Raw genomic sequence first — 26093 nt, forward strand, 5'->3', positions numbered from 1 at the left:
AATGGAACGCCAAACCGGTTACCCCCCGTGCGGCCTATTTGTTCGGACAGGCGATAGGCGTATTTGCTTCGAATTGCGCTGGCTCATGTTCCATAAGCATGTCTATCGGCACTTCTTGCTCTTGCTCGGGATGAGCTAACGGATAAATTCTGGCCGTATCGTTCTCTTCGTCCACATGTTGAATGTAGACCGGGTTGTCTCCGAAAGTCACGTTAGCCATTACGGGTGACGAAGCAATCTCGGCTGCTCTTTGCTTGTTCATCGGTACATTCCTCCAATTATAGAATAGTTGCGGCGGATATTCCGCGTTCCCTCCTAATGTCCCCCATTTCCTTACATAATTATTTGTCCCGTTGCCCAGAATAAAATAAAGGGATTGGAGGGAATGAGATGGCCCGAAGGATCGGAAGTACGGTTGTGCTTGTTGTAATCGCGTTTATATCCATATTTCTTGACCATGGCAACCTCTCGGCCGCTGCCGCTAAACAATCTGCCGCAGGCAAAATCACGATTAGCGTACAATCAAGCTCGGCTTCCAGCTTATACAGCACGCTTGTGATCGTTAATCCCAAGTTGGCGAATCAAGTATTGAACGCCAAGAAGGAAGCCGCCGAAGGGGCTTCCTTGTACTCGGATATAGAAGTTGCTCTGGATCAAGGGCAACGGCAATCTAAGTTTCGGGTGGATCGATCCGGTTTTTTGTGGGAACGTCGTCCGACGGATCAATGGCGCGCAAGCTGGTTCTCCCCTCTTCCGCTGCCCAACGGTTCAAACAGTATGCGGAAGCTATACGAAGCAATCATTACGGACGATTATTAGCTTGGGAAGATGCTCGCCAAATCGTGAAGCGCAAAAGCATATTCACTCTGACCGACTTGGAAACCGGACTTTCTTTCCGCGTTCAGCGCCGAGCGGGCAGCAGTCATGCGGACGTTCAGCCGATCACGAAAGAAGATTCTAAAATCATGCATCAGATCTATGGCGGCAAGTGGAGCTGGAAACGGAAAGCCGTCCTTGTCCAATCCGGTCCGAATCGCATCGCGGCATCGATGAACGGCATGCCCCACGGAGGAGACGGTATCCCGGATAACGGCTTTTCCGGCCATTTTTGCGTCCACTTTCGGAATAGCACTTCCCATAGGTCAGAGGTTCCCGACCCGGCGCACCAGTTAATGGTGCACAAAGCCGCCGGTCAATTGGAAACCTACTTCAAGTCCGCTACTCCGCTGCTCCTGGCATTAAGTTTCGTCGAAGCGATGAACCAGCAAGATGCCGACATGGTTCGCCAGCTCTCGGAATGGATGCCGCCGGAACGCTCGGCCTATTTCATCGATGAGTTATCTTCGCTGAAGTCTATCCAAGTTCGTCTAAGGAACAATAAAGACGGATCGTCTTCCCTCAATCCGAACATGGAGGATGGCGACGTATCAACGGAGATCCGCTTGCCGATCAAGCAACAAACAAGCGGACGCGGCGATCGGAATACTCATTACTCGTTCATCTTCAAGAGGGATAACCCGCAAGCCCCATGGAAGATCGCAGACATTGTCGCTGCCGGGACTTCAGGTAATCATTCCAGCTTAATCCCGTAAATTTTCCCTCCGCGGGAGGCGACAACGGCGTAATTGTTGAATACCGCCGGAGACGACTCGATATTCGTGCCGATATTCAAACTTCCCGCCACTTGGCCGTTGCTTGCTCTGATAACGGAAATTTGGCCGACGGAATTCGCTTGAATCAAATAGGCTCTGCCCGCTTGATCGTATACGTCTACCGGAGACGACCATGCATAGTTTTTCATCGGAAGTCTCCATGCTTCCTTCCCCGTCGTTTTGTCCAGCGCAACCATCAACCCTCCGTTGAAGGTGTCGTATCTCGCGATGGTAAAGATAACGAGGTTGGCTATTTCATGCTTGCCCACGACCGGGGTTGCGAGCAGACCGCCGTTGATCGGATGTTCTCCGAGAACGGAGAAGCTCTTATATTCGTTTTGCCACACGACCGCGCCTGTCAACCCGTTGATTTTGCGGATATAAGATTGGCCGGACCGTCCTTGCTTATCCACTTCGGTACCGGTATACAGGAAAGGCACGCCGCCTTCCGTCTCCAGTACGATCGTGGCATCGGTGTCGTCAACGGGCGGGAGCGACCACTCCGACGTATAGGTATTTAAGTTCAAAGCCTGCAAGCTGCCTCCGTTATCCGCGAAAAAAGCGAGGTTCTCGTGGATGGCAAGCGAATTTTCGATTCCTTGATAGGCATTTCCGGCAATCTTATAACGATACTTGCTAATGATCGGATCGATCGTTATCGTTTTGCGTGCGGGATTAAATACCGTATTCAGTTTAAGATGATAGACTAGTCCGTTTTCCCCTCCGACGATAAGCGTATCGTCCTCCCGGTTAAACATCGCCGAGCTGTCGAAGGCGCCCCAGGAACGATATGCGAAAGGATCCTTGCCCGACACGCGAAGCAATCGCTTTTGATCCGTTAAGCTGAACAAATTGAAGCCGATCGTTCCGTTCTCCGGAATTCCTTCACCGACATAGAGCAGCGGATACCCGCGCGCGTCCACGGAGACGCTTCCTTTAATCGGATTGCCGATCTTGATCGGACTGCGCGTCTCCTCGCCCGTCTCGAGCTCCATGAAATAGACGTATCCGTCAAGCGAGGCGTAGATGACTTCGGTGAAACCGGGCTGCGCCAGAAACTTCGCCTTCACGTTCATCGTCTTGAGCACTTCCGGCGACCACTTCACGATCGCGGGCTGTCCGGTCCATCCGGCTCCGCCGCCCCATGAGCTCGACTTCGTTTTTTTCTCCCATGCGATCTTCGGACGGAATAGCTTCATGTCCGTCGTCCCGTATGACGGCGCGCTGCGCTGTTGATTTCCCCGGAAGGTCAATATTCCTTCCACTTCGGTATATTTCGCCGGGAACTTTTGCGACAGCTGAGGTTTTACGCTCCATTGCGAGGAGTATTGACTTCCGGCAAGCGCGATTCCTTGGTACAAACAAACGAGGATTAAGGTTAGGATGAAAGTCTTTTTTCCACGGGACATCTCTATTTATTCCCTCCAACGGTTCGAATAAATAGATTGTACCCCCCCTCTATCGAAAAGCTTGTCAAACGGTCAGGGAGTAATACGGGAGGATTTGTCGCATTGGACGACATTCGATCGGATCGGGGAACAAAATGAAAAATACCGCCTCGCGGCGGTATTCGGTGTCACGTGGTTTCGTTATTTAAGCACTGTCGTTTTACTCGATCTCGGTTGCGGATGATCCGGCATTTCATTGACGGAAACAACGGCATCCGACTTTTTCGCCGGTTTCTTCCAATATTTCTCGTTGCCGGGCAGATCGTCGAACCATGCGGCCTCTTCCGGACAATCGAGCATCATGAACCTGCCATAATGTCCGTCACGCGATTGATGATATTTCAAATAAGCCTTTCCGTTCTCGACGGCGAGAATTTCGATCTTGCCCGACGTATGGCTCATCGATAAGCGAACGCGTTTGCCCAAGCCGGATGTCCGGGCTTTGGCTTTCTCGACGATGTCGTATACTTTGGCTAGAGGCAGGACAAAGTCGCCGTTGCCGGCGACCGGCCTGTTAATGAAGAAATAATAAGGCGTTACTCCCGCCCACGACAGCTTATCGAGCAGCTCTCCGAGAACTTGAGGATCGTCGTTGATTCCTCGCAAAACCGGGGTTTGATTAACGACGATCGCCCCCGCGTCATGCAACGCTTGAAACCCGCGGACGGCTTCCGGCGTAATCTCTCTAGGATGATTAATATGGGCCATGACGTAGATTCTTTTCTTGGCGCTGGAAAACTCGCGAATCGCCTCGAGCAACTGCTCGTCTTCGTAGATGCGCATAGGATTGAATACCGGTATTTTGGAGCCTAGCCGGATAATTTGCACGTGTTCGATCTCTCTTAATCTATGCAGAATCGCGCGCAGTTTAGCGGTGGCGAGAATCAAGCTATCTCCTCCGGTCAGCAATACGTTGCTGATTTCCGGATGCTCCGCGATGTATTGCAGGCCCGGCTCGATATCCGAGGTCGCTTCCTTGACGTCGTTGCGGAACAATCGTTTGCGAAAGCAATACCGGCAATAGGCGCCGCAAACTTCAGAGACGATTAATAAAGCCGTAGATTTGTACTTGTGCTGACAGCCCTTCACGACGTAGTTCGTATCTTCGTCCGAAGCGTCCCATCTTCCGTATTCCTGCAACTCTCCCTCGTTCGGGATAACGAGCTTGCGGATCGGATCGTCAGGATCGTTCCAATCGATCAAGTTCAAGTAGTACTCATTCACGCGGAATACGAACTTCTGAGTAATTTGTTTCAGCTTCTCACGTTGCTGCTCGGGGATGCGAGTGATTTTTCCGATATCGGTAATATACTTGGGTTGCGACATATTGGTTTATTCCTCCTCAAGGTATATTCAGTCGAATTCGAGAACGAATCCATTCCAAACCCCAGCTACTCCCCCTCTCGTTCCATAGTAAATAGACCCGACAACACAGAAGACCATCCCTTCTGTATGCAGGGCCCGAAGAAAACAAAAAAGACCCTTGTTCGGGTCAAAAGAATGAGCAGTTTATCTGCGCATGACAGTCCGACCCATCCAACGCCGACGAGGTTAGCTGACGGACTCGGGATAGATGGTTCCCTACATTCGCATGGAATGATTCGCCCCTGAAAAGTGGTTCCCCCGCTCTCCGGTCTAAACCGGAAACTAAGCTTAGGGTTACTATAGTTTACTCAGGAAGAGATGTCAATACGTGGATAACTCTCGGTCCGCCCATTTTCCAAACGTTGTTGTCGCTATTCGAAGTCGGTTAAAATAGTAAGTATCATGAAGGAGGAAGTTCCATGCAAACGAAGACCAAGTGGTCGGACCGCATCAAGTGGATGCTGCTAAACCAGAAAGTAATCTTGTTCCTGATCGTCATCTTATTGCTTAGCCTGAATATCTTCGTACTCGACAAAATCTCGTATGTCTTTCATCCTTTTATCGTTGTACTGGATACGGTCTTCCTTCCTTTTCTGCTTACGGGGGTCGCCTATTACTTGCTCAACCCGATAGTGGACTACTTGGAGCTTCGCAAAGTAAAGCGCGTATATTCGATCATCGTGCTGTACCTCGTCATTATCACCGTTCTTACGCTTGTCATTATGAAGGTCGTGCCGCTGCTCAGCGAACAAATCACGAGCTTGATCGTGCAATTCCCAAGCTATAGCCAAAACGCGCAGTTGAAGTTCGAGGAATTGATCGGGAACGAATACTTCAACCAATTGCAGAACACGCTCGGAATCGATTCTTCCAAGCTGGTTAACGACTTTTCCGGCCGGGCATCCGCCATTATGAGCAACGCATGGTCCGGGATCGGTAATCTCGTGGGCAAAATCACGGAAACCGTTCTTGCGATCATCACCGTGCCGTTCATTTTGTTCTACTTGCTGAAGGACCGCAAGAAACTGACGCCGTTCGTGCTCAGCTTCGTGCCGACTTCCTTGCGTCAGCGTTCTTTCGGCGTCATGCTGGAGATGAACCATCAGATCAGCTCCTACATTCGCGGACAGATCGTCGTCAGTTTCTGTATCGGCGTTCTACTGTACATCGGTTATCTAATCATCGGATTAGATTATTCGCTCGTTCTTGCCGTTATCGCCGCTTGCACGAGCATTGTCCCTTACCTAGGACCGGCCATCGCGATTACGCCGGCATTGATCGTCGCGATGATGACGTCGCCGGTCATGCTGCTCAAAATGATCGTCATCTGGACGATCGTGCAATTAATCGAGGGCAAATTCATTTCCCCCCAGATCATGGGCAAGACGATGCACGTTCATCCGATCACGATCATCTTCGTCATCATCGCCGCGGGCAACCTGTTCGGCATCATCGGCATCATTTTGGCCGTACCGGGTTATGCGATCATTAAAGTCATCGTCACCCACATCTTTCGGTGGTTCAAAGCTCGCACGGGGCTCTATGATCCGCTTGAAGAAGGACAGGAGAAAGCCGAGGAACGCACGGAATAAAAGCGAAGAGGCTGTCCCATTTGTCATATTTATGACGTAGGGAGAGCCTCTTCCTGAATCGACTTGAATATGTCAGGGGGGTCCAGCCTAACTTACGCCTGCTGATATTGCGCTTGATGCAAGCGGCTATAGATACCTCCGGAATGAACGAGATCTTGATGTCTGCCTTGCTCCGCAATTCCGCTCTCGTCGACGACGACGATTCGGTCGGCGTTCTTGATCGTCGCCAGACGATGGGCGATGACAAGCGTCGTCCGTCCGACGGAAAGCTCGGACAAGGATTGCTGGATAGCCGCTTCGGTCTCCGTATCGAGCGCCGAAGTCGCCTCGTCGAGAATAAGAATCGGAGGGTTCTTCAGGAACATCCTCGCGATGGCCATCCTCTGCTTCTGTCCGCCGGAAAGCTTAACGCCGCGCTCTCCGATAACCGTGTCCATTCCTTCCGGCAATTGTCGGATCATGTCCTCCAACGAAGCGCGTTTGGCCGCTTCCCAGATTTGTTGTTCCGTCGCGCGCAAATCGCCGTAGGCGATATTCTCTCTGATCGTCCCGGAGAAGAGGAACACGTCTTGTTGAACGATGCCGATGTGCTTGCGCAACGATTGAAGCTTCATCTCCCTAATATCTATTCCGTCTACCGTGATCTTTCCTTCGATAACGTCGTAGAATCGGGGAAGCAGGCTGCAGATCGTCGTTTTCCCCGCGCCGGAGGGACCGACGAACGCGATCGTCTCTCCTGCCCGGATCGATAATTCGATTCCGTTCAGAATGTTTCTGCCTTGCTCGTACCCGAATACGACGTTCTCGAATCGGATATCGCCGCGTAACGAATCGACTTCCACCGCATCTTTGACGTCTTGTATATCCGGCTCGGTGTCAAGAATTTCGGTATATCGCTTAAAGCCTGCAATCCCTTTCGGGTAACTCTCGATGACCGAATTGATCTTCTCGATCGGACGGAAGAAAATGTTCGATAAGAGCAAGAACGCCATGAATTCCCCTAATTCCAGCTTCCCCTCAATGAAGAACCACGCTCCGCAAATCATGACGAATACCGTAATCAGGCGCATTAGCATGTAACTGACAGAGATGCTCTTGGCCATCGTCTTATAGGCAAGCAGCTTAGTCTCCCGAAAGCTCTTGTTGTCTACCGCGAACAACTTCTTCTCATGATCCTCGTTCGCGAACGATTGCACGACGCGAATGCCTCCAACGTTCTCTTCGATGCGGGCGTTGAAATTGCCGACGTCTCCGAATAACCTCCGGTACGTGTTCGTCATCTTGCCGCCGAACACGATGATCAGCCACGCCATAAGAGGAATGATGATAAACGTAAGCAATGCTAGCTCTAGGTTAATATAAGCCATTAAGGTGAACGAACCCGCGAGCGTCATCACGGCGATGAAGACATCTTCCGGCCCATGGTGGGCGACCTCTCCGATATCGTTCAAGTCGTTCGTCACCCTGCCGACCAAATGTCCCGTCTTATGGTTGTCGAAGAACCGGAACGACAGCTTCTGGATGTGCTCGAACATCTTCCGCCTCATGTCGGTTTCGATGTTAATCCCAAGCATATGTCCCCAATAAGTTACGACATAATTCAACACCGTATTCAGGGCATAGATGCTTAACAAACCAACGCAAGCCAACACGATCATCGGCCAATCCCCTCCCGGCAACAGATCGTCTATGAACGTGCTCACCGCAAGCGGAAATGCCAGCTCTAATAGACCGGCGATGACCGCGCAAGAGAAATCCAATACGAACAGTCCCTTATAGGGACGATAATAAGAAAAAAATCGGCGCAGCATCTTTAATTCCTCTCTCCTCTTCTCCCCGCCGGAGCAGAATCGCCTTCTCCCGATTCCGCGCCGTTCTCTTGAAGATCAAACAATAGGATGTATTCCTCGATTACCTGATCCAACGCTTTAAGCTCGCCGCACAGAACCTGCTGGATCGCTTGAAACTCCGGTTCCTGGAGCTGGCGAACTAACGTCGCTCTCTTCACCCTCAACTGCTCTAAGAAAAGCAAGATCCGGCCTCTGCGGAATGTTTGCGCGCCGATAGGTCCGTGGCGCTCTCCATGGCGTCCCCCTTGGCCTTCCCCACGGCTTTCGCCGCGATGTCCGCGTTCTCCTCTTCCTTCGAGATCGGCCCTGCCGCCTCTTCTTCCGCGATGTTCCATTTTTATCGCACCTCCGTGTATACATTTGTATACAATTCGTTGTTGTATACAAATGTATACCAACTCCACGATCATGTCAATCTATTCCGTGCGTCTACATAAAAGATTGATTCGTACGAATTATACGTGTATTATACATCATATGTATAATACACGTTTTATGGAGGGATACCCATGAACATCGAAAACATCGCCGAATTAAGATCGGACATTCATAAATTCATTCGACTCTTCGGATTGCTCGAACAAAACGTTACCCCGTGCGGCTACCCTCTTTCCGTATCCAAAGTCCACGCGTTGCAGGAGCTGGAGAACGCTTCCTTGTCGATAACGGAATTGTCCCGCAAGCTCCATCTCGAGAGAAGCTCCGTCAGCCGATTGGTTGACGCGTTGGTCAAAGAAAATCTGATCTGCAGAGAAGTGAACGAAAGCAACCGCAAGGAAACGATACTAACGTTGTCGGATAAAGGGCTCCGAAGCGTCTCGCAAATCCGTTCGCAATCGATCAAGTTTTATCAAGACGTTCTGGCCCCTCTCTCCTATGATGATCGAGTGCAAATCTATGAGGCCTTTAAGAAGTTTAACGGAGCTTTACATCAATACAGAGGGAAGGGGTTAAAGCATGAACCATTCTAAGCAGCAAGCCGCAACCAGCGTCTTCTCCCTCGTATTCTCCTTTCTTGCTTCTTCGCATCATTGGCTCCATATGGGAGTACTAATGTTATTGGGCAGCTCTTCGAACATGATGGAGACGATGTCGGCTATGCTGGGAATCAGAAGATTCATGATCGTTGCGACGGTGGTTACGATCGTCTTCGCGGTCTATCGATTGATTAAACACCGCTGCAAAAACTACTGGGTCATCTCGTTAACCGCCCTATCGACGATCATCTCCGCCAGCTTTATCGCCCGCACCTTAATCGACTTCGGCTGGTAATCGCTTGACGTTACGCCCTATAAGAAGGTCCCGCTCGTCTACCGAGAGGGACCTTCTTATAGCCTATACGGTTTCGGAAGAGAACTTCCCTTTTCTTACCTTCTTCACTTCGTACATGTTCACGGTCGTGCTAATAACATAATCCGGAGGCTGCTGCCCTTTGTTGTCGCGGTGGCCTTGGATATGTTCGGGACTCTTCTCCCAATTTTTCCATGCTTCCTCGGATTCCCAGCGAATGAACACGACGACTTCTTCGTTTTCTTTGCTCCGCTTGTTCACCATGACGGAAATGTCGATTAGCCCTTCCCTATTGTCGAGAATTCCTTCTTGGCTGAAGCGCTCCACGACTTTGTCGGCATTCCCGGGTTCGACAACGATTGTTCTTGTTTGAATGAGCACCGCTGCGATTCTCCTTTACGATGACTTATTGAACGGCTTGCGCAGCTTCTTTGACCATTTCCAGCTCCGTTTGAAGTCCGCCGCCCGATAGGTACCAGTAGTTGGCATCCAGGTAGATGATTTTACCGTTTTTGAACGCGTTCGTTTTCTTAACCAGGTCATTCTCGATGACTTCTTTGGCCGGAACCGTACCTTCGCCGCTGACAACCGCATCGCGGTCGATAACGAACAGAATGTCCGGGTTTTTCTCCGCGATATACTCGTTCGTGATTTTATCTCCGTGCGTATCCGGTTTGATTGCTTCGTCCGCAGCCGCGAAACCGTAAGTGTCGTGGATGTTGCCGAAACGGGAACCTTTGCCGTATGCGCTGATTTTACCGCCTGTCGTAAGAATGATAAGCGCTTTGCCCGCCGTAGATGCTTTGCCTTTCAACTCTTCGACCGCAGCGTTATAGGCAGCGAGTTCGGTGGCGACTTCGGCTTCTTTAGTAAAGATTTGACCGATAATGTTGGCGTTAGCGGCAAATGATTCGGCATATTTGCTATAGTCGATCGACATTTGAATCGTTGGGGCGATTTGGTTCAACTCTTCGTAAGCTTCCGCGGTTCTGCCGCTGATGAAGATGACGTCCGGCTTCAGCTTGTTCAGCTTCTCGAAATCCGGTTCGAACAACGTTCCGGCATCTTCGTATTTCGCGTCGCCGAATTGGGACAGATTAGACGGAATCGAGGCTTTCGGAAGCGCCGTTACTTCGATGCCGAGCTTGTTCAACGTATCTAACGTTCCGAAATCGAACACGACGACTTTCTCGGGGTTCGTTTTTACGGTTGCAGTACCAAGCGCGTGCGTAATCGTTACTTCAGCGGGAGCAGCGGGCGCGGATGCGCTCGGGCTTGCGGATTCGGATGCTGCTGCGCTAGAGGAAGCGCTCGAAGAAGCCGAAGGGCTTGCTGCTCCTTCATTATTGTTTTTCGATCCGCATGCGGCCAGAACGGCAATCATCATTACGGACATTAGAATTACGGATATAGCTTTTTTCACGATAGACCACTCCTAAACCTATTTTTTTATATAGTCAATTGGGGCTTGCGCCGCCAAAATAACTCAAGCGAAGTAAACGCAAATTTTGTTGCCGTTCACGACATGGATCGGAATGTCCATATCGTATACTTCCTTTAACACCGCGGAATCGATCATTTCGTCGGTCGCACCCTCTTGTACGATTCGCCCGTCCTTCAACGCCACGATGTAGTCGGAATAAGTAGATGCGAAGTTGATATCGTGAAGCACGAGAATGACGGTTTTGCCCAGCTCGTCGACAAGCCTGCGAAGCACTTTCATGATTTGCACGGAATGCTTCATATCCAAGTTGTTAAGCGGCTCGTCGAGCAGGACATATTCGGTGTCTTGAGCGAGGACCATCGCGATGAAAGCCCGTTGCTTTTGTCCCCCGCTAAGCTCGTCTAGGTACTTCTCTTTCATCCCGTCAAGCTCCATGTAGCTAACCGCGGCGTCCACATGTCGACGATCCTCCGCGTTTAATCTCCCTTTGGAATAAGGAAATCTACCGAACTCGACCAGATCGATAACCTTAAGCCTGACGTTAATATGGTTCGCTTGCTTCAAGATCGAGATTTTCTTGGCAAGCTCGTTGCTGTCCGTGCTCCCTATGTCCATACCATCGATAAACACTTGGCCTTGATCCATCTGAAGGAGCCGGCTGATCACCGATAGCAACGTGCTCTTCCCCGCTCCGTTCGGACCGATGAAGGACGTGATCTTGCCTTTGGCGATCGTCGTCGAAACTCCGTGAATCCCGTTTTTGCCGCCGTAACTTTTCGTTATGTTCCTTGCCTCTATCACGATTTGCTCTCCTTCAGCAGCAGGTATAAGAAGTAGATACCTCCGATAAAATTGAGGATGACGCTAAGCGTCGTTGAAAAAGTAAACACTCTCTCGACGATCAATTGTCCACCGACAAGCGCAACGACACTGATCAATATCGTGCACGCAATGACGCTACGGTGCCGGAAAGTGCTCATCATCCGGTAGGCTATGTTCGAGATCAGCAATCCGAGGAAGGTGATCGGACCTACCAGAGCGGTTGATACCGCTACTAACAAAGCTACGGCCACTAACAATCTCTTCGTGATCCGATCGTAGTCGACGCCGAGGTTAACCGCATGCTCTTTCCCTAACGCAAGGACGTCGAGATACTTGAAATCCCGGTAGAAATAAACCGCGACGAGCAATACCAGTACGACGGAGATCAACAGAATGTCCGTATTCACGTTGTTGAAGCTGGCAAACATCTTATCCTGCACGATCAGGAACTCATTCGGGTCAAGCAGCATTTGCAAGAAGCTTGCAATGCTCGAGAAAAACGTCCCGCAAATGATTCCGACCAGCAGCAAGAAATATAGATGATTGCCTTCCCTTCGGAACAACAGCTTGTACAGCAATCCCGCGAATAGCACCATTAATCCTATCGCGACCGCGAATTGCACGTTCTTGCTCATCGACGTAAGCACGGTCGAACCGTAGACGAATACGATCGCCGTCTGTAACAGCAAGTACAGGGAATCGAGTCCGATCAAGCTCGGCGTCAGGATCTTGTTGTTCGTCATCGTCTGGAAAACGACGGTAGACAACGCGATCGCCGATCCGGTAAGCAGCATAGCTAATATTTTCTTAGCTCTGCGCGGAAGGACGTAATCCCAATTCCCGCTGCCGTCGATCGTCATGAATAGAACGACCAGACCGGCGGCTAGAACGGCTAGCGCAGTAAGCTTCCATCTATCATGCATGGCTCTTCCTCCTCAAGATCAGATAGAGGAATATGCCGCTGCCAAGTACGCCGACCGATAATCCTATGGATACTTCGTAGGGATAGATGATAATGCGCCCAAGAATATCGCAAGCCAGAACGAATATGGCGCCCAGCAATGCCGTATGGGAAAGACTGCTTCGCAAATTGTCTCCCTTATAGATAGAGACGATATTCGGAATGATCAGTCCCAGGAAAGGCAACGAGCCGACCGTAAGGAGAATGACCGCCGATACTAGCGCAACGATGACTAACCCAATATTGACGACCTGCTTGTATTTAAGGCCTAGGTTTGCCGCGAAATCCTCGCCCATCCCGGCAATCGTGAACCGATTGGCGAACAAATAGGCGAGCGCGATGAGCGGCAAGCTGACATACAGCATCTCGTACCTGCCCTTAAGAATGACCGAGAAGTCTCCTTGGAGCCAGCTCGAAACGCTTTGCAGCAAGTTGTATTTGAGCGCGAGGAAAGTCGTGACCGAACCGACGATTCCGCCGAACATCAGACCGATAAGCGCGATCAGAATCGGATCCCGGAACTGGACTTTAGTCAAAATACGCATGAACAGCATCGTTCCCAAAAACGCGAATACGAACGCGACGACGATTTTCAGCAACGGGGATGCCCCTGGAAAAAGCAGCATGGCGACGAGCACGCCCAAGCTTGCCGAATCCGTCGTTCCCGCGGTTGTCGGCGATACGAATTTGTTTCTAGCCAACTGTTGCATGATCAGACCGATGACGCTCATCCCTACCCCTGCGATGATAATGCTGATCAATCGCGGAATTCGGCTGATCTGCATAACCTCCCATTGATATTCCGTCATGCTGAACAAATCTAACGGGCTTAAATCCGTGACCCCGACGAATAAAGACGTAAAGGATAGAACGACAAGACCGATCCATAAATATCCGATTTTCATTTCCATTCTCTTTCTATTCTTTGATAATGATTATCATTTGCATGAACAAAACCCATTTTACATGAAAAAAAAGAAACCGGAATGGACTTTCCGATTTCCCCATGGACTTTTCTATTTCAGTCCGTGCTGCGTATGCAAATGGTTCACCGTTTGATCGACGAGCAGCTCGTGCATCGCTGAGTTATACAGGAACGGCTCTTCCAAGCGGATGAAAATGCAATGCCGCTCCCTTCCGTCGGATTCTCCCGCGCTCTTCCACTCCCGCTCCAGCTGCTCGCAATAAGCGTCCGATGCCGGAAATTCAATTAAGAACAGGATGTTATCGCTTGCGATTGCCATCACTTCCGCCAGCGTCTTCGCGTCCGCGAAGCCGATATCGTCGGCAGCAGCGGGCGCTTTGAAGCTTAGTTCGTCATATAGCAAATCCGTGAACTTCCGTCTTTGCTTACCGTAGACGCGAAAGTTTTCTTCCCGCACGCCGACGAGCAAGTACGGCGTATCCGGCCAACGATCCTCGACATGCTGCCTCGCGTTGTCCGTCTTGCGTTCAAAATCTGCCAGCCACCGATCGGCGACGCTCTCCAGCCCTAATAGCTGTCCGAACTCGACCAACCGTTGTTTCCAGGAGTAATCATGCCAATAATAGACCGACACGGGGGCGATTTTTCTTAGTTCATTCTGCAAGAACTCGGATATTGGACCCGTCAGGATATAGTCCGGTCGAGCGAGCTTAATTTCTTGCAAATAGTTGTCGATATTCGGAAAATCGATATCCCAATCCCTCTTCAAAGAGACGCGCGGAGTCAGCCCGAGAACCGCCAAATCCCCCGTGAAAATCGGACATAAGCTAGCAATCGAGACATGTGCCCGCGAGGCGTATTCGGTTGGCGTAATTCCCATCTGTTTCTTGAACAGCCTGCTGAAATAATACTCGTCCGTATAGCCGACGGAGTGCGCGGCTTCCGTTACGCTAACGTTAGGATCGGCAAGCAGCCGAAGCGAAGCGTTAAGCCTGGTCGTAATCAAAAATTTAAGCGGGCTTAATCCCGTATGCTTGCGAAACGTTCTATAAAACTGGCTAGAACCCGCCCCGGAGCTTCTTGCAAGCTCTTCCATATCCAATGCGGTATCGAAATTCTCGAGTATCCTCTGCCTCGCCTGCTCGACGAACCCGGTTAACTCGTTGTTTTGCCGTCTAGGTTTTAGCGTCGGTTTCACGCAGGCAAACGCCAACGCATAAAGTCGGGATTGCTGCATAAAATAGTCCGGTTGCGGACTGCTCTCGTCATAGTTAACGAATTCGGATATCCAGTTCTTCATCTGCGGCATCCGAAAGCCCCGAAGTACGAACGGGTGGATTAATCCCGACGATTGCCCGGATGAAACGGCGCGAAAACAAACGAGAACAAGCTTAATATCCGATGAAGACAACGGTTGGACGAAGAATGAATACCCAGCGGGGATATAAAAGAGCTCTCCGGAAGGTACAACGGCCGTTTGGCCGCCGGCTTCATGCATTCTTATCCGGACGTCCGATTGAAGGCATACTCCGAATCGGTCGCAGCGGCTTGCCGAAACGGCATATTTCGTTCCGCCGGAGATCGGCACTTCCCTAGATTCCGAATAATGAAGAGAAGCTATGCGGTTAACGGTCGATTTCATGTCTGATCTGCTCCTATTCCCTTACGGACTTATCCGTCACTAACATGAGTTTAATTGATAATCATTATCAAGGTCAATGAACGCAAAAAAAACACCCGGTCCAGGAACCCTGTTGGATCGGGCGTGCAATAAGCCGATTATTATACGACGTCGTATCCTTGATCCTCGATCGCTTCCTTGATCGCCGCGAGCGAAGTTTTGGACTCATCGTAGTCAACCGTTACGGAACCTTTCGCCAGATCGACTTTGGCCGCCGCTCCGAGATTTTTCAGCGCGCCTTCCACGGAATTGACGCAGTGTCCGCAGGACATTCCTTGTACGTTAAGAGTGATATTGCTCATCTTAATCCCTCCATTATCTTATTTCATTAATTTATTAACCGTAATAAGCAACTCGTCGATGACTTCGTGATCGCCCGACTGGATCCGATCGATGACACAGCTCTTCATATGTCCTTCCAGCAATAGCTTGCCTACGCTGTTAAGAGCGGATTGAGCGGCGGCGATCTGATTCAAGATGTCATCGCAATACGTATCTTTGTCGATGAGCCCTTTGATTCCGCGGATTTGTCCTTCGATTCGGTTTAACCGGGAGATCAGGTTCGATTTCATTTTATCCGAATGGTGGCTTTTTCTCTCATTGTCGGCGGAACAGCAATGCTCCTCTTGCGCTTCCGTTTGATTATCCACTTCTATGTCACCTCGTTCCTGCTCTTATTTTATTTCAACTTTTTATCCTTTATACCCCTAGTGGGTATCTCTTGATCTAAATATACCCCCCAGCAGTATGTTTGTCAACGTTATTTTTCTCTGAGCATTACGGGTATCATAATGGCAAGAGAGACAAGGACGAGCGCCGTAGGAATGTAGAAGATGTTCGGCGTTATCCCTTCGATTAAGACCGGAAGCATGAACCCGACCAAAGATGCCGTCTGCGTTATGAATACGTATAAGCTTGCCCCGAATCCCGCACGATGAAGAAACATTCTCTGCACGTACCCCATGGCAACCCCAAGCAAAACGGAAACGAAAAAAGAGTAAACCGGTTGAACGATAAAAAAGACGGGCAAATAATCGACCGAAGTATAAGTAAGATAGGTAACCAGAGCGCAGACGCTGCTAATTACGATTATTCGTTTGCTTCCGTATTTAGCGGCCCAATATCCCGCTAAGGTCATGAATAACAGTTCGAATACCGCTTGCGCGCTCCAAATATACGACGCTAGCCTAGGATCTCCGAACCTCTCGTTCACGACTAGCGGCAAATACAAGCCTCTGATCGCGTCCGCGCACGACAGCAATAATAACGCGAACAGCATAACGAGAGAGAACGGTTCTCCCCCTTTGGCCGATCGGCTGCCCGGTTCGGCAAGCACCTCGCGGTAAAAGAATAATAAGACCAGCAGTGCTGCGTATCCGAGTAAATTACCCCATAATACCCCTTCGAACGAAGCGACCAAATAGATATTCGCTCCGAGCAGCAGCCCGGTGAAGAACCCGACGCTGAACGTCGCGCGAAGCCATAATTGGGACATCTCCACGATATTCGGAGCCATGCGGGTGAAGTGGTTACGTGCCATAGCGAACATTTGCCCCATGATCATCCCCGAAGGGGCCGTTGCCAATGCCATTCCGAGCAAAGCAAAAGCAAAGCCGTCCGCTTGCATGTAGAGCCCTATTCCTAGGGCGCAGAGGAAAGCGGCGACCATCGGAATAGGTTTGCGTCTTTGCAGCTTGTCGCTCATGAAACCGACGCTCATCGTAAACGTCATGTTCAAAAGCAAAGAAGCCGCGAAGATAACGGCTATCTCGTTTTTCGTGAGTCCGATGCCCTCCTGCATGTATATGGCGTTCATCGGAGCCAGTATGCCTACTCCTATTCCATATAGGAACATGGCCGCAATAAGCATCCATGCCCATCTTATACGCACAAAAACAATAAAATCCGTTCCAATCTTCACGCCATTGACCCCTTTGCAAGATTAGCTTTCTCTAACTTCATACAATAACGCGGATTGCGGCTCTTGTTAACTTATTTCTTCGTAAAAAGAGGCAAGGGATTCCTTTATCGAAAGGTTATCCGTTGCCTGCGCTATGGATATTATTTTGAGAACAACCGGCTCCCCGGGAACGTCTCGTCCGATCGTAAAGGCGGAACGAGATAACACGATGCCGCTTCGACCGTAAGCATCGTTAAAGAGCGATTAGGCAATTGAGTGGAATCTCCCCCTAAATTCGTGCCTCCAAGCCAGCTGTCTTGGGTAAGTAGCTTGAACACCCGCTCCGGAGTATCTTGAAAACTGACGAAATTAAGACCGACTTCGAAATAAGGGGGTACCGGAATCTCATCGAAAAACTCGTAACCTTGCCTGTATATTCGCAAAGAGCTAGGATCGCTGATCGGGTTCAAGTGGTGGTTGGCGAGCTGGACGTGGCTTTGCCTTATGACGCTTGAATCCGATACGCTAGGCGGTTCGAAGAAGCTCTCTTGACCGGGATCGATAATGCGTTTACCCGTAAACGGGCATCCGGGCTGTACGACGGGCTCTCCCGAAGCGTCTATGCCAACGAGCGGAAATCCGGACAGCTTCGCCGCCCGATCATCGTTTCCTGCTGACGACGGGATAGCTGTCTCCATGAGGCTAGATCCGTGCGGATACGGATAAACGCCATGTAGGTGCCGCCTTCCGTCCAACTATCGTCGTCATACCCTGCCGGTTTGATCGCGATCGCGTCGATCCGCTCCTTGCTCTTCATATTCGAGATCCCGTCATGAAAATCGATCCAGCTTCTGCGGTCGTCCCGTTGAAATCCGCCGTAGCTTCTTCCGATCGCTAGTACGGATAAACCGTTCGTACGCTTCCCGTCCTCCAGATGTTTCCACGTCTCGACAACGGCGCGATGTACCGCAAGAGGGGTATCCGCTATGAATTGAAAAGCAAAGGGCCGATCTGCCTCGTTACGAACGATATCCCGTCCGTAACTTAATCCGGCGCCTTGCAAGATAGCTCCCCTGCCATCTATCGATGGCGAGGCAAATCGGCCGAAACGATCAAGAGCGGATGGGATCTTCTCGCCGATTCCCAATAGATCGAATGCGCTCGGACCGTACCCTATCATGACGGACAAGCTGCCGTTCGGAACTTCTTCCCCGGGCAAATCCGGAATCTTACCGAGCTTAAGCTGAAGATAGAGCTGCCATAATCGGCCGATCGCTTCGCCCACTTGCGCGATGCTTGCGGACTGATCCGCCGATAGAAATAACAATGTATAAAACTTACCGCTTCTCATACCCGGCGCGTAATGGATTCCTTCTTGCAATTGGGGTGCCATACCCGTTCCCACTCCCCTTATTTCGGTTGGTTAGCTTCCTCGTATTTAGCGATCAGCTTGCGGAAGCTTTGGCAATCTTCCTGTTGTACGCATGATAAAGCTTCGTTATAGGACTTAATCCGTACATATTCCTTTTCCTCTACTGGGCTAGGCTCGCTTAATACGAGAAGAGGTCCGACTTCCAGATGCCGCAACAACTGATAACCACCGGTTACTTGTTCTTCCTTCGCACCGACGCTCAACACAATCTCGTCCAAATATGCGTCGTCCTCATCCCCCGGACCGAACTCCAGCCGTTGATACATGCCTGGGCGGCCTCTGCTGAATCGGACCCAGCTATCGGGAAGAGGCAAGTTCCGATAAGAGAACAACGTTTGCGCGAATGAGCGCAAATATATGCCTAGAGGATTTTCGAATGCGACGGTTCTTCCTTCGAACGCGGCTTTATTTCCGCCGGCGACGACATTCGGATCGGCATGATGGCAAGCCAGATATTCGACTTTGAATGCCTGTAAAATCTCGCCAAGCGTTGCGGCGCGAATTCCATCCGTAACGGGTACCGCAAAAGGCTTCGCGCCGAACACGACGATATACAACAAGTCGTCTAAACCGTTGATCGTGTTCTTCATGAACAGAGCCTGTTCCGTATTCAATTTGCCGACAGGTTGCGCGGGAACTTTGATTTTGATTAGACCGGTATCGTTGCCATGCCCGGCCGTATAGGTCGAAAAGGCGATTTCCCGCTGTTTCACGCTCAACGCGAACGGATCTTTGATGCCATATAACATCTCCCAAGAGGGCTGGTATCCTATAATCTCTTGAGTCATTCGCCGCAATTGAAACGGGTCGTACATCGCAACGCATAACCAATATTCCCGCAGCTCCGTAGTCACTTGTACTCGCTTAGGACGAAGGTTCCCGTTCGCATCCCGCCTGCGAATGATCGCATATTCGCAATACTCATGGTGCAGCCCTCGCCTGCCTTCGTCTCCCCAGTCGGCCAGAAGCCGCGTCCATTCGTCTCCGATACATCTCCTAGGCTGCAACGGGTCGCCGAACCATTTCATGGGCGCGCGAGCCGGCTGGGGAAACTTTGCCGAATCTAATTGTACAAACCGGCTATCCCCATAACTCTTGGTTAAACTATCGAACGTCCGCCTGATTATCTCGTTCCATTTATCCGTCACGAGCGCGTTCGTCTCGTCCGCCCTACCCGGCACGTCAAACTCCATCCCTCTCAATCCTCCCTACTGAAAACATATTCCGAATCTATGAAAATAGGATAGAGAACAACAAAAAAAAACACTTGAACGGGCGTACCCTGTCCAAGTGCCGTAAGCAAGCCGTGCGCTCAAATGACCCGGTCCCGCGCGGGAAGACGAATCTCGACGCAGGTTCCTTTCCCTAATTTGCTGCTGAAGCTCATCGTCCCTTTATGATTGGCGATAATTCTATGGCTGACCATTAGGCCTAATCCGTTGCCTGACGCTTTGCTCGTGAAAAAAGGTTCGCAAAGCTTAGGCAAATCCTCTTCCGATATTCCGTGGCCCTGATCCTTGACGCGAATGACAGCTGCCTGATCGGCCGAATCGAATTCCAACTCTACCGTAATCGTACCGCCGCCCTGTTCCATGGCTTCCAAACTATTCTTAATGATATTTATGAACACTTGCTTCAGTTGATTCGCATCGCATTCGACCGGCGGAATAGGTCCGGCGAAACGCGTCTCGAAGCTTGCGTTAATAAGGCTGGCCTGAGAATCCAGCAGGGAAACCATATCTTGAAGCAAACTTCGGATATCGACGGGAACAAACTGCCCGATCTGGGGTTTAGCCAGAATCAGAAACTCGCTTACGATAAAATTAATCCGATCCAACTCGGATAGCATGACGTCCAGATAGGCATCGGACAAAGCTCCCTGTTGTTTATTGAGCTGCACGAACCCTCTTAACGTCGTAAGCGGATTCCGAATTTCATGCGCGACTCCGGCGGCAAGCTGTCCGATCACAGACAGCTTCTCGGATCGGCGGATGACCTCTTCCGTCTGTTTCCTTGCCGTAATGTTCCGCGAAATCTCCGCGAACGCCATGATGCGGTCCTCTTCGTCCCGGATCGGCGATAGGGTTATGCTCACGTCTATCGTCCGGGAATCCTTCCTTAAGCGCATCGTTTCGTAATCGGCTACCGATTGACCGCGCTCGATACGCATCCGCAGCTCCTCGTACTCTTGCCGCAATCCCTCCGGGATATGTTTCAGCTTCCGGTTCAAAGATTCTTCCCTGCTCCAGCCGTACATCGTTTCGAACGCATCGTTCACTTGAATGATCCGCCCCTGCAAGTTCGTAACGTGGATGGCGTCCGAAGTATGATTGACGAACGATTCCAAATACTCCTTCGTGTTTCTCAATTCTTCCGCGGAGTCCCGCAATCGTCCCATCACCGAATGCAGATTGTCCGCCATGGCGTTGACGCGCGAAGAGAGCAATCCGAGCTCGTCTTGGCTGCGTATCGCGATTTTACTATCGAATTTCCCTTCCGCAATCTCGTTGACGTAATTCAGAATCTGGTGAAGAGGTCGGATCAGGAATCCGGAAATCAAATAACTGGCTATCCAAGAAGCGACGATCAAGCTGAACGAGATGACGGAATGGATAAACAGCTGCCGGTTCAACTCGTCCTTAATTGCTCCGTAATCGAAATTTACGCTAATGACGTAAGGGGTTTCCTTGCTCAGAGGGATGAAGCTCTTAATGACTTCCTTCCCGTTCTGAGTAAACGTAGTCGTCACGATTTGTCCCGACTGCGCTGCCAGGCGCACGTTCGCAACGTCGTTGTCTTTGTCCTGGAACGTATAGTCGCCGAACGGGACGTCTCGCACATCCAAATTATGAACGACTTTCCCTTTCTTTACCTTTACGATCTGAGGTTTGCCGAAAAATCGCGGATCGAAGCCGGTAATCCCGACAATATCGGGATTGTCTTCCAACAGGTGGTTGATCAACGACGTCGTGCCGATTTTGTTCTCATAGTCGAGGAACACCTGGGCGTTGATGTACGGATTAATGATGTAATCCGTTGTCCCATCGTAATAATATCCCCATTTGTTCACGCGCTCGGGGTCGGACGAAGCGTATTGGTAAGGTCCCGACCAATAATTCAGAAGCTTCTGCCCTTGCGGGATCGTCACCTTGCGGTCATCCAGCAGCTGGTTGAACGCCGTATACCAATAGTCCCAGCTTTTGGAGCCCATGTTGAGCTCGCTTGGTTCGGATGACTTCAGGACGACGATATTGTCTTGCGTCCTCTTCCACAGCGAAATGTGATCTACCCCGAGCGACGTGCTTAACTTCGCTAGCTGCTCGTTCGTAACGTTGACTATGGACGGATCTAACTCGCTTTTGGCCGCGACGGCCGTCGCGCGAAGCTTCTCTCCGATCGTGTCTTCCATGAACTTCTTGGATTTCTCGGCCGCGTCGAGGCTTGTCCCGATCTGCTTGGCGATAGTAACCATCTCTTGCCTGACGTTATCTTCGAGCTCGTTCTTGGACGAATAGTAATAGATCGAAATGTTCAAAGTCAGGATCAACGTAACGAAGATGGAGATGAGAAGCGAGAGCTTAGCTTTAATGGACACGACGACCTGCCTCCGGATCTTAGGTGATCCTTATGAATTAGACAGAGTTCGACAAAATCCTTTATTTTTCGTCAACCCTGAAGTCGGATATGACAAATGTCATATGAGGATGCTGACACTTATGACTAACGGCGATCGCGATCATTCCCTACAATAGGGTTACGGTTCAAATCCATCATGACGTGACTATGCAATCATCATAAGGAGGAAACTATGTCCAATCCTAATCAAGCCCTGTTGAAAAAAGGTGTCGCTCCTTATGAAAAATCGAATACAAAAGCGAGTATGATCCAACTACTGAATACTTTGCCGCCCTTCTTCTTGCTTTGGGCCTTGGCATACCTAAGCTTATCCGTATCGTATTGGCTTGCTCTTCCATTCATCGTTCTAGCTGCCGGATTCGTCATCCGGACTTTTATCATCTTTCACGACTGTTGTCACCAATCGTTCTTCAAGAGCCGTAAGGCGAATGAAGTTCTGGGCACCCTAACCGGTATTCTCACCCTCTTTCCTTACCATCAGTGGAAGCATAGCCATTCTATCCATCACTCGACGAGCAGCAATCTAGACAAACGCGGCATCGGCGATATGTGGCTGCTCACGATCGACGAATACGTAGCCGCGCCGTGGTGGAAAAGAACTTATTACCGCATATACCGGAATCCGCTCGTCATGTTCGGGATCGGTCCGATCGCGGTTTTCCTTATCGAGTACCGTTTTAACGTCAAGGGCGCCAAGCGCGCGGAAAAAATCAATACTTGGATCACGAATATCGGCATCGTCGCCTTGTACGGCTTACTGATGTGGGCGCTCGGATGGCAAAATTTCCTGCTCGTTCAAGCACCGATTTTCTGGATTTCGGGCGTGATGGGTATCTGGCTCTTCTACGTGCAGCATCAATTCGAGGACTCGTATTTCGAGCACGACGAGGAATGGAGTTACGTGAAAGCGGCGGTCGAAGGCAGTTCGTACTATAAGCTTCCGAAAGCGCTGCAATGGCTTACCGGGAACATCGGCTTTCATCACGTTCATCACTTAAGCCCGAGAGTGCCCAATTACCATCTGGAGGACGCCCATGCGGCCGTCCCTCCGTTGCAGCACGCATCGACGGTCACTTTGAAATCCAGCTTCAAGGCACTTAAATTCAAGCTATGGGATGAACGGAACAAAGAGTTCGTTAGCTTCAAACAAATCCGTCACCTCGTCGGCAAGCCGGGAACGACGCATAACTCGGGCAAATCCCACGGCCAATCCGATGCCAAACTGAGCGAAGAAGTCGCTTGAATGCAACGACGCAACGATAAGGCAACATCGGCACTCATTTATGATAAACTAGGGATTAGGCTTAACGATTAGGCCTGTAACCGCGCATAGGAGCGTTACCGATGTTCAAGAAACTCAAAAGAATTCAAGTTTTTCCGAAAAGCACGGGAGTAAGCCCGTATGTATGGCTGATGTTCAGCATCTTGCCGTTCTACTTTATCTTTCGCGCCTCTACCGATTTCGAGATCGTTTCCGGAATCTTGATGATCATTTTATTTTTCCTTTGCTACCGGCTGACCTTGAATGCCAAAGGTTGGCCGGTTTACGTCGGGACAAGCGTTCAAATCGCCATTTCCATCGCGATGACGCTTATTTTCGGTTATGCTTATTTTTCTTTTTTCCTCGCGTTCTTCATCGGGAATATACAGAATAAGGCCGGATTCATTACGCTATATACCATTCATATCGTAAGCAGCTTCATTACCGTTAATTTGGGATTTATACTGCAGGACAAGTTTTTCGTCACGCAAACCCCCTTTATCCTTATCAGCTTGCTCGCCGTCATCCTCCTTCCGCTCGGCAATTATAACCGCAATAAACGCGGCGAACTTCAAGAACAATTGAAAGACGCCAACATGCGGATATCCGAGCTCGTTAAACTGGAGGAAAGGCAGCGAATCGCCAGAGACTTGCATGACACCCTTGGTCAGAAGCTGTCACTCATCGGCCTCAAGAGCGATCTGGCCCACAAGCTGATCGCCAAGAGTCCGGAGCGCGCGCGCGAGGAAATCAAAGACGTGCAACAAACCGCCCGCACCGCGCTTCAGGAGGTTCGGTTGTTGGTCTCGAGAATGCGGGGAACGAAACTCGAAGACGAGATTATCCGAATTAAGCAAATTCTCAAAGCCGCGCAGATCGAATTCACGGAGGAAGGCCATCATACGTTGAACGGCGTCTCCCTCCTGACCGAGAACGTGTTGAGCATGTGCCTTAAGGAAGCCGTGACCAACGTAGTTAAGCATAGCGGCGCTACGGCCTGCTCGCTCTCCTTGGAGCAAACCCCGACCGAAGTCATCATGAAGGTTCAAGATAACGGCACAAACCATACCGGCGGTTTAAACTTCAAAAAAGGACACGGCTTGCAAGGAATGAAAGAACGGCTAGAATTCGTTAACGGGTCGCTAGACATTTCATTGGCTGAAGGAACGACGATCGTGACCAGGATCCCTCACATTATGAAAGGCCCTGATAAGGAGGACAACGCATGATTCGTATCGTGATCGCCGAAGATCAACGCATGTTGCTGGGCGCGCTCGGCTCTCTGCTTGATCTCGAGGAGGACATGGAAGTCGTGGGCAAAGCATCCGATGGCGAGAAAGCCATCGAGCTTGTTCGTCTTCATCAGCCCGACATCTGCATTATGGATATCGAAATGCCGGGCAAAAGCGGTCTAGAGGCCGCGGAAGAGCTGAAAGAGCTGCCTTGCAAGGTGATCATTCTGACGACCTTCGCCCGCACGGGTTATTTCGAACGGGCGATTAAAGCCGGAGTCGGCGGTTACTTGTTAAAGGACAGCCCCAGCGAAGAGCTTGCCCATACGATCCGCAGCGTGTTGGCGGGACGCCGTATTTACGCGGCGGAATTGGTCGATGAAGCTTATAGCGGCGATAACGAGAACCCGTTGACCGACCGCGAGAAGGAAGTGCTGGAGCTGATCGCCGACGGCAAAAATACGAAGGAAATCGCGACGGAGCTCTATCTCACGACAGGAACGATTCGGAATTACATCTCTATCATCCTGGATAAATTGAACGTCAGCAACCGCGTCGAAGCGATCAAACGGTTTAACGAAAAAGGCTGGTTTAAATGACGTTCAGCTTCTTGTAATCTCGTTTCATGATGTTTTTAACCAGCCCCGACCACTTGGAATTGGCCGGACAATATTTCGTAGCGATCTTCTCGATCGTCGTATATCCCTTGTCAACGTAACTCTTGGACAGGAGTTGTCCGAATTTTCGAACGCTGTCCCCTTTCGTTTCGAAGCTGAATGCTCTCTTGTGGGCATCTCCGCCCGAAGCGTTAAGTCCGAACAGATTGTTCTTGTTCTTGGCGAGACGGCTGCTGCCGTTGCCGCTCTCCAGCTTCATGACCGCGATCGTAAACAGCGCGTTAATGCCATACTCCTCTTCGACTTCCAGTATCGTCTCCTCTAACCCGTGTCCTGCCAAGTCCGTCCCGTCAAAAATAAGCATGATATCTTCTTCCGTCAGTCCGGACTCCGTTTCAACGGTTGACGTCGGTTTCACTGGCTCCGAAGGTTCCGAACGCTCCGAAGTACCTACTATGTCCGTAGATTCAATCATCTCCGATGACTCCGGCTCATCGCCTGGCGCCGTCGCCTCGTTTTTGTTGAGCCGATCTTCCTTCTCCGCGCTAATCCGCTTCGCGTAATCCCCGTGCACATACCCCCCGCCTTTTATTCTTAACCAGCCGTTGTCGGTTGTTTCCGCGATTTCCAACTGCGTCCCTTTCTTGATGACTTTGAGAATCTTGGATTGGGGATACGCATTCGCGCGCACGTTGAGATAATAAGCCGTTACTTCATAAGTTTGAATAATCGGAGAAGCGGATATATGTACTTCGTTCCCTGCGTTCTTGGCTATGTCTTGAACCATAAGATTCCGAGGTTGTGGCAAAGCGTGCCCAGACACTGGAGGATCAGTGCCCAAGAGCGCACCGGGAGTGCTGATAGGGGTTGTAATCGGGGATAACGAGGGGTCGTTAATAGGGGCTGGAGCAGACGCGGATCGTTCGTTATTTAAGTGTTGCATTCGCATTCCCAACGTCAATAACAACGCCACCCCTAACACGGT

General features: G+C 50.5%; 26 protein-coding genes, 1 pseudogene and 1 riboswitch. Of the genes and pseudogenes, 8 read left to right on the forward strand and 19 right to left on the reverse strand.

Going from position 1 to position 26093, the window contains the following annotated elements:
- Positions 1-85: 85 nt before the first annotated feature.
- A pseudogene (locus tag FPL14_RS00975) lies at positions 86-262 on the reverse strand (small acid-soluble spore protein H); the annotation flags it as partial.
- Between the two features lie 128 nt (positions 263-390).
- Between FPL14_RS00975 and FPL14_RS00980 the strand changes: the two are divergent.
- Positions 391-819, forward strand: a complete 429-nt coding sequence (locus tag FPL14_RS00980; protein ID WP_182301265.1) for a hypothetical protein — start codon at positions 391-393, stop codon at positions 817-819.
- 23 nt (positions 820-842) lie between these two features.
- On the forward strand, positions 843-1592 hold the full coding sequence (locus FPL14_RS00985) for a hypothetical protein (RefSeq protein ID WP_182301266.1): 750 nt from the start codon (positions 843-845) through the stop codon (positions 1590-1592).
- Here FPL14_RS00985 and FPL14_RS00990 read toward each other — a convergent pair.
- On the reverse strand, positions 1571-3061 hold the full coding sequence (locus FPL14_RS00990; protein WP_182301267.1) for a PQQ-binding-like beta-propeller repeat protein: 1491 nt from the start codon (positions 3059-3061) through the stop codon (positions 1571-1573). The genes FPL14_RS00985 and FPL14_RS00990 overlap by 22 nt on opposite strands.
- Positions 3062-3241: 180 nt before the next feature.
- The gene (locus FPL14_RS00995) at positions 3242-4426 is read right to left on the reverse strand and encodes a KamA family radical SAM protein (protein WP_182301268.1); all 1185 of its coding nucleotides are present in this window, start codon (positions 4424-4426) and stop codon (positions 3242-3244) included.
- Positions 4427-4624: 198 nt separating this feature from the next.
- Positions 4625-4764, reverse strand: a riboswitch (cyclic di-AMP (ydaO/yuaA leader).
- 120 nt (positions 4765-4884) lie between these two features.
- Here FPL14_RS00995 and FPL14_RS01000 point away from each other — a divergent pair.
- Positions 4885-6057 carry an AI-2E family transporter gene (locus FPL14_RS01000; RefSeq protein ID WP_182301269.1) on the forward strand — a complete coding sequence of 391 codons (1173 nt, stop codon included), beginning with the start codon at positions 4885-4887 and terminating at the stop codon, positions 6055-6057.
- A gap of 92 nt (positions 6058-6149) precedes the next feature.
- Here the strand turns inward: FPL14_RS01000 and FPL14_RS01005 are convergent, their stop codons facing one another.
- Together FPL14_RS01005 and FPL14_RS01010 are read right to left on the reverse strand one after the other, a co-directional pair.
- A complete protein-coding gene (locus FPL14_RS01005) occupies positions 6150-7868 on the reverse strand; it encodes an ABC transporter ATP-binding protein (RefSeq protein WP_182301270.1) in 1719 nt (572 codons plus the stop codon).
- A gap of 2 nt (positions 7869-7870) precedes the next feature.
- On the reverse strand, positions 7871-8242 hold the full coding sequence (locus FPL14_RS01010) for a hypothetical protein (RefSeq protein WP_182301271.1): 372 nt from the start codon (positions 8240-8242) through the stop codon (positions 7871-7873).
- 174 nt (positions 8243-8416) lie between these two features.
- Between FPL14_RS01010 and FPL14_RS01015 the strand changes: the two genes are divergently transcribed.
- Positions 8417-8878, forward strand: a complete 462-nt coding sequence (locus tag FPL14_RS01015) for a MarR family winged helix-turn-helix transcriptional regulator (protein WP_182301272.1) — start codon at positions 8417-8419, stop codon at positions 8876-8878.
- Positions 8865-9179, forward strand: a complete 315-nt coding sequence (locus FPL14_RS01020; protein ID WP_182301273.1) for a hypothetical protein — start codon at positions 8865-8867, stop codon at positions 9177-9179. The genes FPL14_RS01015 and FPL14_RS01020 overlap by 14 nt, the downstream gene beginning before the upstream one ends.
- Before the next feature lie 63 nt (positions 9180-9242).
- On the opposite strand, the gene FPL14_RS01025 is transcribed toward FPL14_RS01020, so the two are convergent.
- From FPL14_RS01025 to FPL14_RS01080, 13 genes are all read right to left on the reverse strand, one after another.
- Complete coding sequence (locus FPL14_RS01025; RefSeq protein ID WP_182301274.1) at positions 9243-9578, reverse strand: antibiotic biosynthesis monooxygenase; 336 nt, start codon at positions 9576-9578, stop codon at positions 9243-9245.
- Between the two features lie 25 nt (positions 9579-9603).
- Positions 9604-10620, reverse strand: coding sequence for a siderophore ABC transporter substrate-binding protein (locus tag FPL14_RS01030; protein WP_220471200.1), 1017 nt, complete (start codon positions 10618-10620; stop codon positions 9604-9606).
- 63 nt (positions 10621-10683) lie between these two features.
- Complete coding sequence (locus tag FPL14_RS01035) at positions 10684-11442, reverse strand: iron ABC transporter ATP-binding protein (protein WP_182301275.1); 759 nt, start codon at positions 11440-11442, stop codon at positions 10684-10686.
- On the reverse strand, positions 11439-12386 hold the full coding sequence (locus tag FPL14_RS01040; protein ID WP_182301276.1) for an iron chelate uptake ABC transporter family permease subunit: 948 nt from the start codon (positions 12384-12386) through the stop codon (positions 11439-11441). Before FPL14_RS01040 ends, FPL14_RS01035 begins: the two co-directional genes overlap by 4 nt.
- Positions 12379-13329, reverse strand: a complete 951-nt coding sequence (locus tag FPL14_RS01045; protein WP_182301277.1) for an ABC transporter permease — start codon at positions 13327-13329, stop codon at positions 12379-12381. Before FPL14_RS01045 ends, FPL14_RS01040 begins: the two co-directional genes overlap by 8 nt.
- A gap of 111 nt (positions 13330-13440) precedes the next feature.
- On the reverse strand, positions 13441-14991 hold the full coding sequence (locus tag FPL14_RS01050; RefSeq protein ID WP_182301278.1) for an AraC family transcriptional regulator: 1551 nt from the start codon (positions 14989-14991) through the stop codon (positions 13441-13443).
- A 140-nt stretch (positions 14992-15131) separates the two neighbouring features.
- Positions 15132-15332: a copper chaperone CopZ gene (copZ, locus tag FPL14_RS01055; RefSeq protein WP_182301279.1), complete on the reverse strand. Its 201-nt coding sequence runs from the start codon at positions 15330-15332 to the stop codon at positions 15132-15134.
- An 18-nt stretch (positions 15333-15350) separates the two neighbouring features.
- Positions 15351-15680: a metal-sensitive transcriptional regulator gene (locus FPL14_RS01060; RefSeq protein WP_324617859.1), complete on the reverse strand. Its 330-nt coding sequence runs from the start codon at positions 15678-15680 to the stop codon at positions 15351-15353.
- A gap of 110 nt (positions 15681-15790) precedes the next feature.
- A complete protein-coding gene (locus tag FPL14_RS01065; protein ID WP_229263736.1) occupies positions 15791-16951 on the reverse strand; it encodes an MFS transporter in 1161 nt (386 codons plus the stop codon).
- A gap of 140 nt (positions 16952-17091) precedes the next feature.
- Positions 17092-17628: a Dyp-type peroxidase domain-containing protein gene (locus tag FPL14_RS30255; RefSeq protein ID WP_220471201.1), complete on the reverse strand. Its 537-nt coding sequence runs from the start codon at positions 17626-17628 to the stop codon at positions 17092-17094.
- Positions 17550-18323: a Dyp-type peroxidase gene (locus FPL14_RS30260; protein ID WP_220471202.1), complete on the reverse strand. Its 774-nt coding sequence runs from the start codon at positions 18321-18323 to the stop codon at positions 17550-17552. Before FPL14_RS30260 ends, FPL14_RS30255 begins: the two co-directional genes overlap by 79 nt.
- Positions 18324-18340: 17 nt before the next feature.
- On the reverse strand, positions 18341-19555 hold the full coding sequence (locus FPL14_RS01075) for a hypothetical protein (protein WP_182301280.1): 1215 nt from the start codon (positions 19553-19555) through the stop codon (positions 18341-18343).
- Between the two features lie 119 nt (positions 19556-19674).
- A complete protein-coding gene (locus FPL14_RS01080; protein ID WP_182301281.1) occupies positions 19675-21957 on the reverse strand; it encodes an ATP-binding protein in 2283 nt (760 codons plus the stop codon).
- A 213-nt stretch (positions 21958-22170) separates the two neighbouring features.
- Here FPL14_RS01080 and FPL14_RS01085 point away from each other — a divergent pair, with 213 nt between their 5' ends.
- From FPL14_RS01085 to FPL14_RS01095, 3 genes are all read left to right on the forward strand, one after another.
- Positions 22171-23241 (forward strand): Delta(5) desaturase DesA, encoded by a 1071-nt coding sequence (locus tag FPL14_RS01085; RefSeq protein ID WP_182301282.1) that lies wholly within the window; start codon positions 22171-22173, stop codon positions 23239-23241.
- Positions 23242-23342: 101 nt separating this feature from the next.
- Entirely contained in the window at positions 23343-24488 is a 1146-nt protein-coding gene (locus FPL14_RS01090; protein WP_182301283.1) for a sensor histidine kinase, read from the forward strand.
- Positions 24485-25090 (forward strand): response regulator transcription factor, encoded by a 606-nt coding sequence (locus FPL14_RS01095; RefSeq protein WP_182301284.1) that lies wholly within the window; start codon positions 24485-24487, stop codon positions 25088-25090. The genes FPL14_RS01090 and FPL14_RS01095 overlap by 4 nt, the downstream gene beginning before the upstream one ends.
- Here the strand turns inward: FPL14_RS01095 and FPL14_RS01100 are convergent.
- Complete coding sequence (locus FPL14_RS01100; RefSeq protein WP_182301285.1) at positions 25083-25895, reverse strand: glucosaminidase domain-containing protein; 813 nt, start codon at positions 25893-25895, stop codon at positions 25083-25085. The genes FPL14_RS01095 and FPL14_RS01100 overlap by 8 nt on opposite strands.
- Between the last annotated feature and the right edge of the window lie 198 nt (positions 25896-26093).

The sequence above is a fragment of the Cohnella cholangitidis genome, from assembly GCF_014107495.1.
Classification (GTDB): Bacteria; Bacillota; Bacilli; order Paenibacillales; family Paenibacillaceae; genus Cohnella; species Cohnella cholangitidis.